General features: G+C 42.3%; 8 protein-coding genes. 6 read left to right on the top strand and 2 right to left on the bottom strand.

Going from position 1 to position 13,211, the window contains the following annotated elements; all coding sequences use genetic code 11:
- Positions 1 to 3 precede the first annotated feature (3 nt).
- Both B6N13_RS03370 and B6N13_RS03365 read right to left on the bottom strand, forming a co-directional pair.
- Positions 4 to 2,064, bottom strand: a complete 2,061-nt coding sequence (locus tag B6N13_RS03370) for a two-component regulator propeller domain-containing protein (RefSeq protein ID WP_169458493.1) — start codon at positions 2,062 to 2,064, stop codon at positions 4 to 6.
- 485 nt (positions 2,065 to 2,549) lie between these two features.
- Entirely contained in the window at positions 2,550 to 3,347 is a 798-nt protein-coding gene (locus B6N13_RS03365) for a M48 family metallopeptidase (RefSeq protein WP_169458729.1), read from the bottom strand.
- A gap of 379 nt (positions 3,348 to 3,726) precedes the next feature.
- On the opposite strand from B6N13_RS03365, the gene B6N13_RS03360 reads away from it, so the two are divergent.
- From B6N13_RS03360 to B6N13_RS03335, 6 genes are all read left to right on the top strand, one after another.
- Positions 3,727 to 5,931, top strand: coding sequence for a GGDEF domain-containing protein (locus tag B6N13_RS03360; protein ID WP_169458492.1), 2,205 nt, complete (start codon positions 3,727 to 3,729; stop codon positions 5,929 to 5,931).
- Positions 5,932 to 6,205: 274 nt separating this feature from the next.
- Positions 6,206 to 7,393 (top strand): threonine--tRNA ligase, encoded by a 1,188-nt coding sequence (gene thrS / locus B6N13_RS03355; protein ID WP_169458491.1) that lies wholly within the window; start codon positions 6,206 to 6,208, stop codon positions 7,391 to 7,393.
- 589 nt (positions 7,394 to 7,982) lie between these two features.
- Positions 7,983 to 8,678 carry a VC0807 family protein gene (locus B6N13_RS03350; protein WP_012070416.1) on the top strand — a complete coding sequence of 232 codons (696 nt, stop codon included), beginning with the start codon at positions 7,983 to 7,985 and terminating at the stop codon, positions 8,676 to 8,678.
- 654 nt (positions 8,679 to 9,332) lie between these two features.
- Positions 9,333 to 10,310: a dipeptidase gene (locus B6N13_RS03345; RefSeq protein WP_012070415.1), complete on the top strand. Its 978-nt coding sequence runs from the start codon at positions 9,333 to 9,335 to the stop codon at positions 10,308 to 10,310.
- 65 nt (positions 10,311 to 10,375) lie between these two features.
- Entirely contained in the window at positions 10,376 to 10,921 is a 546-nt protein-coding gene (locus B6N13_RS03340; protein ID WP_012070414.1) for a DUF5943 domain-containing protein, read from the top strand.
- A gap of 96 nt (positions 10,922 to 11,017) precedes the next feature.
- Positions 11,018 to 13,084: an NADH:flavin oxidoreductase gene (locus B6N13_RS03335; protein WP_012070413.1), complete on the top strand. Its 2,067-nt coding sequence runs from the start codon at positions 11,018 to 11,020 to the stop codon at positions 13,082 to 13,084.
- Positions 13,085 to 13,211: the final 127 nt, after the last annotated feature.

Here is a 13,211-nt window from a genome sequence, read left to right as displayed (position 1 = left end):
GTATTAAATACGGGATGACATGATGTATCCGAGTCCTGCATAGTTAAATACCACTCTATTTGTTCCTGCAGGTAATATGTTTTGTTGGTTGGCAGATAGTTCAAATCCGTCTGCCACTATAGATTCAATGGTGAGAGGTAAGCGTGTTGTGTTTTTTTGCGAGATAGTGGAGCTGTCTATCATGGCAACACCTTTTGAAGTGGCAAACCATAGCTTGCCATTGTCCATAGCAACCGCTGCAGGGTTCGAGCCGCCATTTGCTTGAGCACTTGCTAATCCATCACTTTCTGAAAAATGCTCAAACGCAATCTCACTTCGGCGGCCATCAGCCACAGCATGAGCCTCATGATAGTCGACTCGCCAAATGCCACGATTACTGGTTAGCCAAAATCCATTGGTACCGTCGTAAACTACTTGGAATAGTTTGTCGATGGGCAAGCCTGAGCGCCGCCCAACTAGGCCTAGCTGACCATCTTGTTGGTTATATCTAATTAAGCCGCGGTCTGTAGCAATCCAGACATAACCTTCTTCCATCCAGAAGCCAAAAGCATATTCAGCCTCTTCGAGGTTATTAATGGGAATAATTTCAAAACCACTGGATGTTAGTTTGGCAACACCCACCCCAGTTCCTACCCAAATTTGACCTCGGTCATCTTCCGCCAATGCCATAATGTAATTGTCAGGTAAGCCATTATTGCGAGTGAAAATGTGCTGTTGGCCAGCGGCATTTCGTTGCACAAGGCCATTGGTTGTCCCAATCCATAAGTTGCCGTGACTGTCCTCTAAAATGGATCTGACTTCATCGCTAGGCAATCCATTCCGGTGATCAAATTGAGGGGTTAATTGTTGATCTTTCCAGAGCATTAGGCCATTAAGATAAGTACCTACCCAAATGCCACCATCACGCTGTTTAGTAAAGCTAAGAACAGAAATAGGGGCGCTATTATTAGCAAGCGCATTGCGGGCGATATTGTTATGAATAAGGCTAAGGCCTTCACTTGAGCCAACCAGTACAGTATCTGAATCGATGTCGATAACGCTGCGAACATAATCGCCTACTAGATTGCGGCTCTTAGCCCAAGTAGTAAAAGGCGCTTTGCGCAGACGCACTAAACCGCCATTAGTGCCAATCCAAATGCTGCCTTCGAAGTCCTGTAATATGGATAACACACGGTTATTTGGCAAACCAGAATGAGTATTTAGTCGTTCTATATGGCTATTGCTGACCTTTATTAAGCCATTTTTGATAGTACCTAACCACAGGTTGTTTTCGTCATCTTCCATTAGAGTGCTAATGGCTTCACCTGCCAAACTAGGATGTACAATGCTGGCTCTATTATCTTCTAAAATAAAAGCGCCTTGTTCAGTGGCCACTAATAGACGCTTGTCGTGAGTTTCCAGAATGGAATAAACATGTAACTTTGGTAGATTAAACTTAGTTAATATATCTTGTTTGTCTTGCCCATTTAGATGATATAAACCTTCTTCAGTTGTCGCCCAAATTCGACCGTTACTGTCTTCAAGTAAGCGGTAAGCACTAATGTTCTGTAATACCCAAGCTTCTTCAATGGCACCATTTTCAACATGTGGCTTTGGCCGATGAAATACGCCCAACCCTTCAACGGCTATCCAAAGGCCGCCGGAACTGTCTTTGAGTACGTTATTTACCATGCTTGCCGCAGCAAATTGTGGCTGCCACTGATTACCTTGGCGATAGGTAATACCGCCTCTTACTCCCGCAATCCACAAACCATTATTAGCATCTGATACAAGAGTCCGGATGCCAGAATCTAAAATCCCCGTTTTATCCGAGCGTTCATAAAAACGAAAATCACGACCATTGTAACGGGCAACACCTTCCCAAGTTGCAAACCATATATAACCATCAGAAGTTTGCGCGATGGCATTAATGCTGTTGTGTGGAAGGCCTTCATGAGTAGACCAAGTGTCTTTGAAATAATCTGAAAGAGGAGTTGAGGTGTTCGCATGAGCCACATTTAAAGCGCATAACAACATAATTCCTAACCACAATGGCGTTGTTCTATGCGAATAGATAAGCGTCATTTTTCCCTCATACTTATACAGATTAATAACATCGAGCCTGATTGTTATTCACTATCAAAACATCTCTAAATAGCGATATGCACAATATATTGGTTTGCGAGTTTTAATAAAAATTGGACACCAAGGCTAGATGATAATCAGTCTTAGTAAATTGGCCGAATACTATCATAAAGATTTTGAGTAAAATGTTTCTAAATGTTAATGAAATGCTGGTTATAGCTTAAAACTTCGTGGAAATTATAGCTAATTGATGAAATATTACAGAGCTTGTATTAGGTGATGGTTAATAAATTTTGCTTATGGTTAATATCTAGAATGGACAGCAAAGAAAATAGCAGTGGAAGTTGTTTGATTATTGCAGGAAAGGGCAACTAGAGAATAGGAAACTAGATTAGCTTTTCGGTAAGCTGACTCACAGAGACAAGTTGAATTTTACGCTGTAACTTGTCTCTGATGAAATCTAGTTTCTTAACCAGATTTAAGTCTTAGTAACACTTTGCCTCTTTATTCTGTGCAACCAAGTTCTCATAAATTGGCAGGTTTTTTGGTAAATTGGCTTGTAAGTTTTGAATACGATGAGAGTTTGATGGATGAGTCGACAACAGCTCCGGTGTTTTACTCTCGCCGCCAGCACTCATATTACGCCACAACTGGACACTTTCTCGTGGATCAAAGCCTGCTTTTGCCATATATTCTAAACCAAGCACATCAGCCTCAGATTCATGAGAGCGGCTGAAAGGCAAAATGATACCTACTTGCGCTCCTAGTCCCAATGCTTGGAAGATTGCAATCTTCTCAGGTGATTCTTCGCCGCTTAATTGATACCCCAGTGCTAACGCTTGGCTGGTGGCTAATTGAGTGGATACGCGTTCATTACCATGACGAGCAATTACATGGGCTAACTCGTGACCCACTACCGCTGCCAGCTGGGATTGATTGTCCGCTACTTTTAATAAGCCAGTATAAACACCTACCTTATAACCTGGTAGAGCAAACGCATTCACCTGCTCATCGTTAAACAACACCACTTCCCAGTCTTGATTACGGTATTTATCTGGTAACACCGCAATAAGTGTATCCGCTACACATTGTACCTGTGCGCGTAGCTTTGCATCTGATGACGCAGGCGTTTCCTTCTTCATTTCTGTAAAAGACTGAACTCCCATCTCGTTCATCTGACTATCAGGTAATACTGCAAACTGCTTACGACCTGTCGGCGAAGAACTACAACCCACCATTACAACCAACGCCGCCGCTAGTGCTACCTTAAAAGAAACCTTCATAAACATCATCGTAAAACCGCCTTGAAAACTGCTGGACTGTTGGATATGGATGTCATTATAGAGAAGGGTTTTTGTTAGAAGCAAATAGATATGGGATTTAGTTTATTAAAGGTTTTGTCAGGACTAGGACAAGTAGTGGATAGCGTCATGTAGGATCTAACATGACGTTCTTAAAATGCGTTTTAAATTGTTCTGCTGCTTTATTGAAGACTCACTTAGAATTGTAAACGATTCTTTACAATACCAATATCTACTTTGAGTTAGGATATTAATATGCTCAAGGGGAAGAGCATATGTTAATGAAAGGAAAGTGACTGAAGTATTGAGATGCATAAAATGCATTTCGTTCCCTTAATATAAGCTTTAGTTGAGTGATATCTTGAAGCAATTACAGACTGTATGTTTTTATTTTATTTCGTTGTTTTTTGCTGCCGCATTATTGTGCTTGTCGGCAAACGTATCTGCGCAGGATGTGAATTTAGATAGCGGCTGGGAATATGCGTGGGGAGACTCACCGTTTAATTCAGACGGTGTGCCCTTATGGACGCAACAAAATAGCCTAGCCGATTGGCAACCCATTGCTTTTCCCGCCGATCCACCGGTTCGTGGTGAACACAAGAATGTTTGGTTTCGTATAACGCTGCCACAAGACGCCTTTAGAGACCCTGTATTTTATGCCTCCAGTATCGATTTATTGGCTGAAGTATATTTGGAAGGCGAACTTATTTATAAACATGGTCAATTAGACCAGAATGGCGTGGGGCTATTTGCTGGTTGGCCCTGGCATATGATTACTCTTCCTGAGGATTTCGCAGGACAAACACTCTATTTTCGGGTGTATTCAGATTATATCAGTATTGGCTTTTGGGGAGAGCGAAAGCTTACCGAGCGAGTTGATGCCCTGAAACAAATTATCGAAGAGTCATTACAAGGCTTTATTGTCGCTGGTGTGACGATATTTATCGCTTTGATGGCCGCTATTTTTGCCATGTTAAAAGGTCAGCGTCGCCAATTTCTCAATGTGTGTCTCTTTTCTCTTGCTGCCGCGGGGTTAGTATTGGGAGACATCCCGGCTATGAAGCTTATATGGGATCAACCTTTACTGTGGAACTATATTGGTGCGTATGCGTATTTTTTATTGCCGATTCCGATGTTTATGTTGTTGGCTGAGTGGTTGTCAGGTGCCGGTCTAGAGGTTCGTCATTTTCAGTGGTTATGGCGCGCTCATGTTGTATTTTTGTTGTTAGCGGCAATTGGAAGTGTGTTTGGTCTCATTCATCTAACCCAGCTTTATCCTGCATTTGATGGCATGTTTATCGTGACGTCACTCTTATTGGTAGGCTCTGTTCTCTTGGTGTTTAACAGCGTTCGTCTGGAACAAAAATTACTTATTCTGGCTTACTTTGGTTTTTGCTCTGTCATGATGCTTGATATGGCGGTTGCACATAATTGGATATCATGGAGCTCTGTTCCTGTTTCTAGTGGCGCGCTGCTATTTTCTGTAGCGATCATTGGCTTGTCTTTTAACCATTATCTGTCGACTCAACGCCGGTTAGCGAAGCTGAATATATCATTAGAATCTAAAGTCATTGAGCGTACCGAGCAGCTTAGTATCATGGCAAAGCAAGAAGCACTTCGCGCAAATGGACTGTTATTTCAGCAGGAAAAGATTGAAATTGTTAGTGATATTATTTTTGAACTAGAAAGCTGCCACACACTAGAAGTGGGGATTGAAAAGATAGCCAATAGCATTGAAGCCCTTTGTGCACCTTTTTCCGGTGTATTTAGCATTGCGGTTACAGGTGAATGGCGAAATGTTCACAGCTGGGGGCAAATCATTGACTCTACACCTACTGAAAATGCCGCTTTTACCAAGGCTAAGTTTAATAACGAGCAGGGCGTTTTTCCATTTAGAGTTGTTAATCAGCAGGGTTCTGTTCGTTATGTTGCTCTGCTGCAAGTTCAAGCAACAGGGGGACTAAATGGTTATCCTATAGCGCACTTTATGAAGCTGTTAAAGCGAGCGATAGAAAAAATAAACATTACCTTAGCGAATATTGCTTTACGCGAGGAACTGCAACGCTTTTCCTATGAAGATGAGCTTACGGGTTTAAAAAATCGCCGTTTTTTCTCTGAGGTTATGGAACATGAAATTACAGCGGCTGAACAAAACCAAGAACCGTTATCGCTACTGATTTGTGATATCGATTACTTTAAAACCTTCAACGACACTTATGGTCACCCTGCTGGTGACGAAGCACTGAAAACCCTTGCTAGCTTACTGAGTCGCTTTTTCTATGAAGGCAATATTGTTTGTCGTTTGGGTGGCGAAGAGTTTGTCGTTGTTATGCCTAGAGTCAAAAGAGAAGATTGCTTACGAAAAGCCGAAGAATTAAGGGCTGCTGTTGAAAAAACACAAATAGAGTACGAAGGGCATTTGCTGGAAAACATTACCATCTCTATTGGTATCTCAAGCTGGCCAGAACTAATTTCAGATCCGCGACAATTATTTCAACAAACAGACTCTGCCTTGTACCAAGCCAAAGAAAGTGGCCGCAACTGTATTCGGGTGACGGAAAAGTAGATCGAGCCATTTGCATACAATTGAATTAAAGACAGGTTTTACTATTTACCAGTTGTCTAAAAAGGTATTAGGTGATAAAAATATTCCCATGTACCCTTTATTAAGTTTTTTTCAATACAGCACCTCTACCACCACGACCATAAGGTTGTTTGGAGGGTAGCTGCTATTTGATAAAAAAAGCCCTCTGAGCGAATCGCTAGAGGGCTTTTTTTATGTCTATATCTTGTTGTTCGCTCAGAGTATTTCACTAAAAATCTTTCATTAGGAGAAAGGTATGAAAACTCATCGCGAACTTGCGGAACAACTCGATTTATTCCATTCAGAACAACAAGCACCAGGAATGCTATTTTGGCATCCAAATGGCTGGCATTTGTTTCAAAATATACAAGAACACATGCGACGCTGTTATCGTCAATATGGCTTTAAAGAAGTGCGTACACCTCAGTTAATGAAAAAAGAGCTATGGCACATATCTGGTCATATGGATATGTATGCTCAAGATATGTTCTTTGGGGGCGAGCAAAATGGCGACCAAGAATACGCTTTAAAACCTATGTCTTGTCCTGCTCATATACTGATGTATAAACGTGGCGTACACAGCTATCGGGACTTGCCACTGAAGCTATTTGAATTTGGTCTAGTGCATCGTAACGAATCATCCGGTTCATTAAATGGTTGTCTAAGGCTTCGTCAGTTTACTCAAGATGATGCTCATGTTTTTTGTGCTTGGTCACAGGTGAAGCAGGAAGTTGGCCAGTTTCTTCAACGGGCAAAACAAATTTATAACGACTACGGCTATCAGGCGCTAGAAGTCAAAATTTCTACTCAACCAGAGAAAGCATTAGGTGACGATGCATCGTGGCGACGTGCGGAAGACATACTTAAAGAAGCCTGTCAGGCAGAAAATGTTCCCTTCGACATTCAAGTTGGAGAGGGCGCGTTTTACGGGCCAAAAATTGAGCTGGCATTACAAGATGCCGTGGGACGAATTTGGCAATGTGGAACAATACAACTGGACTTCAACTTACCAGATCGTTTCGAATTAGAATTCGACAATGAACAGGGCAAAGCGGAGCAACCTATTATTCTACATCAAGCTGTTTATGGCTCGATTGAACGCTGGATTGGTATATTGCTCGAAGTCTCACAAGGTGTACTACCTGAATGGATTCACCCGCAACCCGTGGCATTAGTTTCAGTTAACGATTCTGTTTTAGATTACGCCAATCAGCTAAGAGCAGAGCTAGAGCAACAAGGCATCAATGTCTCATGTGAATTTGGTGATCACTCGGTTGGGCGTAAAATTAAACGCAGTTTCGAACTGAAAATTCCCAACATCATCATAATAGGCGAGCAAGAAGCCCAAGCGGGAAAACTCACAATCCGCAGAGGCAAACACATTGAAATGATCAACCAGGAAGAACTGATCTCCTTCCTCAAAGCCAAACAAAATTTAAGATAAAAAGGAGCAAATTATGACCAGCGAAACCAGATAGGCCGCCAAGCAATTGGCGGCCTTTTTCGTTATTGGTTAATATTGGTAAACGAAGGAGGTAGGCAAATGGATAAGAACACAAAAAATTAGCTTTTTTATAATTGAAGAAAGGCGTTCTACTATAGATTGCGATTATGCCCTTAAATCCTCTAGAAAGTTCATTCGACGCAATCCCTATTGCGCGACCTACGGAGTTTCAGAGTCAGTTAAAAATACCCCTCCTAAAAACAGCAAAAACAATCTATGCCTTACGATATAAGTCGTCTTGCTAAAGGTTCCGTAAACTAAAGCATATGAGACGTTTGGGCGATAGCCCGATAAAAGATTTTTTGCTTTTCTTTTAAGGGGATGTTTTGCATCGTTTGGCAAAAGTTACACGCCCAGCGGGGCGGAATAAAGGTCGGGAATACAAAGCATTCGAATGGAACCAAATCTGGATGAAATCCACAAAACCTCTGGCACTTTTAGAAAAAATAATGGTCTATTCACTTCCTTGCGTATTTTTCCTTTATGATAGCCGCCATTAGCATTTGAATTAAACTTGGAACCAGAAATTATGAGCAACACTCCCGAGCACAAACCGCGTCCGATGATAGACCTTATTGTTAGTGTCATTTTGCCATCTGTGATTTTGATGAAGTTAAGTGGTGAAGATAAGTTAGGCACTAGTGGCGGTTTGATTGCTGCGTTAGCGTTTCCTCTTGGTTGGGGGCTTTTTGAGTTAGTGAAGTATCGAAAGTTCAACTTCATTGCCTTGTTAGGTTTGGTGAGTGTATTGCTGACAGGCAGCATTGGTTTATTTGAATTGGATAATAAATGGTTGGCGATTAAAGAGGCCGCTATTCCTGCAATTATCGGTATTGGTGTATTGGTGTCGACTTTTACGCCTTACCCTTTGGTGCGAGCCATGTTCTTCAATGCCGCGATTATGGATGTGGACACCATTAAACAAAAATTAGAAGAGAACAACAGCACAGAAATGTTCGAAAAACGACTTATGAAAGCCACGTATTTTATCGCAGGCTCTTTTGCTTTTTCTGCGACGATGAATTACATCTTGGCGAAATGGATCGTCACCAGCCCTGCGGGAACCGAAGCGTTTAACGAAGAGCTAGGACAGATGACACTATACAGCTACCCAATGATCGCCATCCCTTCCATGATCATGTTAATGGCTATTTTTTATTACCTATGGCGCAGCATCCAAAAAGCCACAGGATTGAAACTAGAAGAATTAATCGTTAAGAAATAGCACCGTCCATAAGGTCGGGGTCAGAGCAAAAATAGGCTAAATATTATCGGCAACTTTCGCTGATCTATAGGTGTTTTTGGTTCTTTTAGCTCATCAAAGAAAACTATTTCTTGATCTGACCCCAACCATCCGTACCTTCTGCGCTTGAAATCCCGATGAAGTTAGTTCGACGCAACAGCGTTGCGCGACTTTATGGAGTTTCAGAGTCAGTTAAAAATAGCCTTTCTAAAAACACCAAAAATAATCTATGCCTTACGATATAACGAGCGTAGGTAACAATTATGCGGCTATAAAGAAAATCAGGCATTAAAGATCTTAAAGCGAATTTTTGGTTGCCTTTTGGGCGCTAGCAAAAAGTTACACGCTCAGCAGAGCGGAATAAAGGTCATAAATACAAAGTGTTTGAATGGAAACAAAAATTAACCCCATCCTCCGCCTTCCCCTTGAATAAATGGGAAGGGACTAAGCCCAGCCCCAGCAGGGCGGAATAAAGGCCATGAATACAAAGCGTTTGAATGGAACCCGCATAGATAACACAAAGACGGTTAGTCGCTTTTAGTCTACCTCTAGTCGTTTCCAGCCACCTCCCACTTGTAGCTAAAAATTACACTGAGTCCATTGATGTTTTACCCATTTGATAGGTAAGGAAAAACAATGAACGCAGCAGAACTACACGATAAGTCTATTATTATTGACGGTTTGATTTGTGCTAAGTGGAATCGCGAGCTATTCGAAGACATGGCAAAGGGCAAGCTGACAGCAGCAAATTGCACTGTGTCGTTTTGGGAAAATTTCGAAGGTACGGTTCGCAATGTGGTTGAGATGAATCAGCTGATCGAAGCCAATAGCGATTTGTTAACCAAGGTTTACACGACAAAAGATATTCACCGTGCAAAAGCCGAAGGCAAAACTGGCGTAATGATGGGCTTTCAAAATGCGCATGCGTTTGAAGATCAAATTGGTTATGTACAGATTTTTAAAGACCTTGGCGTTGGTATTGTGCAAATGTGCTACAACACTCAAAACTTGGTTGGTACTGGCTGTTATGAACGTGACGGTGGTTTATCTGGTTACGGTCGTGAAATCGTGGCGGAAATGAACCGTGTTGGTATGTTGTGTGATTTATCTCACGTTGGTTCAAATACTGCGAAAGAAGTGATCATCGAATCGAAAAAGCCAGTTGCGTATTCCCATTGTTTGCCAGCAGGTTTGAAAGAACATCCTCGTAACCGTACAGATGAAGAGCTTAAGTTCATTGCCGACAACGGCGGTTTTGTCGGTGTCACCATGTTCGCTCCATTCCTAAAAGCTGGTATTAACGCAACGATTGACGATTACGTGGAAGCTATTCAATACATCTACAACATCGTTGGTGAAGACGCGATTGGTATCGGTACTGATTTTACCCAAGGTCACGGCTACGATTTCTTTGAATACCTAACACATGACAAAGGTTATGCCCGTCGTTTAACTCGCTTTGGCGAGATTATCAATCCGCTTGGTATGCGTACCGTTGGCGACTTCCCGAACTTGACTGAAGCTTTGCTAAAGCATGGTTTTAGTGAGCGTCAGGTAGTGAAGATTATGGGTGAGAATTGGGTGAACCTATTGAAAGAAGTTTGGGGCGAATAAATTATCTGCGCTCGTAATGATTTACAGGCTTTGATCTTAACTAAAAAGAATTTAAGGAATTAGATATGAGTTCTCATGCACCAGAAATGCCAATAGTTGTTGATGATGAAACCGGTGTTTGGACAACGGATGCGTTGCCTATGTTGTATGTGCCTCGTCACTTCTTTGTGAATAATCACATGGGGATTGAGGACGAGATTGGTGACGAACGTTACGCCGAGATCCTTTACAAAGCGGGTTATAAATCAGCGTATTTTTGGTGTGAACAAGAGTCTGAATGCCATGGTATTTATGGTGAGGAGATTTGGCACCATTATTTGAAACGCCTATCTCAACGCGGTTGGGGCTTTTTCATTACCGAAGAGTTAGACATTGAAAAGGGTACTGCAAAAGTACGTTTGGAAAACTCTGCATTTGTTTATCACTACGAAAAAATCCATGGTAAGAAAGTGAACCGTAAAGTGGATTACATGTTCACTGGTTGGTTTGCTGGTGCGTTGGATCAGATCCTAGAAAGCAAAGGATTGGCAACTCGTACTAAGGCAATTCAAACCCAGAGCGCAGCCGAAGAAGGTTGTGATGTAGGGTATTTCCAGGTTTCTCCACTTTAGTTTTTTTAATCAAAACTTAAATGCATGAGGTCACCACGGGCAGGTGGTGACCACAACAGTAAAAGTTAAACGTCGTTTCCAAGAAGGCAGGATGTTATGTCCCAATATGATGCGTTGTTCGAGCCACTAAATATTAATAAATTAACTATCCGCAATCGTATCGTCAGTACGGCTCACGCTGAGGTGTATGCCACTGATGGCGGCATGACAACAGACCGCTATGTAAAATATTACGAAGAAAAAGCCAAAGGCGGATGTGGCTTGTGTATTTGTGGTGGTTCCAGTGTAGTGTCTATCGATAGTCCACAAAGCTGGTGGAGTTCGGTTAACCTATCAACTGATCGTATTATTCCCCATTTCCAAAATCTTGCCGATGCGGTTCATAAGCATGGCGGCAAGATCATGATTCAAATTTCTCACATGGGCCGTCGTTCTCGTTGGGATGGTGAAAACTGGCCTAACCTAATGTCTCCTTCCGGTATTCGTGAGCCTGTTCACCGTGCAACGTGTAAAACCATTGAAGTAGAAGAAATGTGGCGCATTATCGGCGACTTTGCTAAAGCTGCGCGTCGTGCGAAAGAAGGTGGTTTGGATGGTGTGGAACTTTCTGCAGTTCACCAGCATATGATTGATCAGTTTTGGTCGCCACGAGTAAACAAACGTACTGACGAATGGGGCGGAACGTTTGAAGGTCGCATGAAATTTGGTATGGAAGTATTAAAGGCTGTCCGTGCTGAAGTGGGACCTGATTTTGTTGTGGGCATGCGTATCACGGGTGACGAATTTCATCCTGATGGCTTGGGCCACGAAGAAATGAAGAAAATTGCTCAATACTACGATGCGACTGGCATGGTGGATTACTTTGGTGTGGTTGGTTCTGGTTGTGATACTCACAATACCTTGGCTAACGTTATTCCGAACATGAGCTATCCGCCTGAGCCTTTCTTGTATTTGGCTGCGGGTATCAAAGAAGTAGTTAAAGTGCCGGTTATTCACGCACAAAACATTAAAGATCCAAACCAGGCTAAACGTATTATTGAAGCAGGTTATGTAGATTTTGTCGGCATGACTCGTGCTCACATGGCTGACCCGCATTTTATTGCCAAAATCAAGATGGATCAGGTTGATCAGATTCGTCAATGTGTAGGTGCAAACTATTGTATCGACCGTCAGTACCAAGGCTTGGATGTGTTGTGTATTCAGAACGCAGCGACATCTCGTGAATACATGGGCTTGCCTCACATTATTGAAAAAACCACAGGTGTTATTCGTAATGTACTTGTTGTTGGTGGTGGTCCTGGTGGATTAGAAGCGGCTCGTGTTGCTGCTGAACGCGGTCATAAAGTGACCTTGATTGAGAAAGCCGCAGAACTAGGTGGCCAGCTAGTGATTGCTGCCAAAGCACCTCAACGTGATCAAATAGCGGGTATTACTCGTTGGTTGGTTATGGAATTGGAGCGCTTGGGTGTAGATGTGCGTTTAAATACGGCAGCTAACGAAGAGATGGTTAAAGAGTTCAACCCAGATGTATGTATTTTGGCAACTGGTGGGCGTCCATTTATCGATCAGAACGAGGAGTGGGGCGCAGCGGAAGGTTTGGTTGTTTCTTCTTGGGATATTCTGAGTGGAGCTGTAGAACCCGGTAAAAATGTTTTGGTTTACGACACAATTTGTGAATTCTCTGGCATGTCAGTAGCTGACTATTTAGCTTCTAAAGGTTGTTTAGTGGAGTTGGTAACTGACGATATTAAACCGGGCGTCGGTGTGGGTGGAACAACGTTCCCACCTTATTATCGTTCTTTGTATCAGCGAGAAGTGATCATGACATCCGATATGCTACTAGACAAAGTGTATCGTGAAGGCAATAGCATGGTAGCAGTGCTTGAGAATGAGTATACCGCGCAGAAAGAAGAGCGCGTTATAGATCAAGTAGTGATTGAAAACGGTATTCGTCCAAACGAGGAATTGTATTACGCGTTAAAACCAAGCTCACGCAATAAAGGTCAAATTGATAACGAAGCCTTGTTTGATATCAAGCCTCAACCTGTGCTTGCGGGTGGATCTGATGAAGGCATGATCTTGTGGCGTTTGGGAGACTGTGTGTCTCAGCGTAACGTTCATGCGGCCATGTATGATGCCCTTCGCCTTTGCAAAGATTTGTAGGGAACGATTACTGAGCATGTAAATACATTGTTAAAAATGAACTTGAAATGCCTATTTATAGCGTTAAGTTGTGCTTTCTTGTTCATTTTTACCTTGTCTCTATGTCGCTCATGAAATCGCTAATGCA

Source organism: Marinomonas sp. UCMA 3892 (genome assembly GCF_012726345.1).
Taxonomy (GTDB): domain Bacteria; phylum Pseudomonadota; class Gammaproteobacteria; order Pseudomonadales; family Marinomonadaceae; genus Marinomonas.
The sequence above is the reverse complement of the archived record's forward strand: the minus strand, read 5'-3'. Positions and strand labels throughout refer to the sequence as shown.

Excerpts from the sequence above, each read along its gene's own strand:
- B6N13_RS03370 (WP_169458493.1), bottom strand. The coding sequence starts at position 2,064 with ATGACGCTTATCTATTCGCATAGAACAACGCCATTGTGGTTAGGAATT.
- B6N13_RS03365 (WP_169458729.1), bottom strand. The coding sequence starts at position 3,347 with ATGAAGGTTTCTTTTAAGGTAGCACTAGCGGCGGCGTTGGTTGTAATG.
- thrS (WP_169458491.1), top strand. The coding sequence starts at position 6,206 with ATGAAAACTCATCGCGAACTTGCGGAACAACTCGATTTATTCCATTCA.
- B6N13_RS03350 (WP_012070416.1), top strand. The coding sequence starts at position 7,983 with ATGAGCAACACTCCCGAGCACAAACCGCGTCCGATGATAGACCTTATT.
- B6N13_RS03345 (WP_012070415.1), top strand. The coding sequence starts at position 9,333 with ATGAACGCAGCAGAACTACACGATAAGTCTATTATTATTGACGGTTTG.
- B6N13_RS03340 (WP_012070414.1), top strand. The coding sequence starts at position 10,376 with ATGAGTTCTCATGCACCAGAAATGCCAATAGTTGTTGATGATGAAACC.
- B6N13_RS03335 (WP_012070413.1), top strand. The coding sequence starts at position 11,018 with ATGTCCCAATATGATGCGTTGTTCGAGCCACTAAATATTAATAAATTA.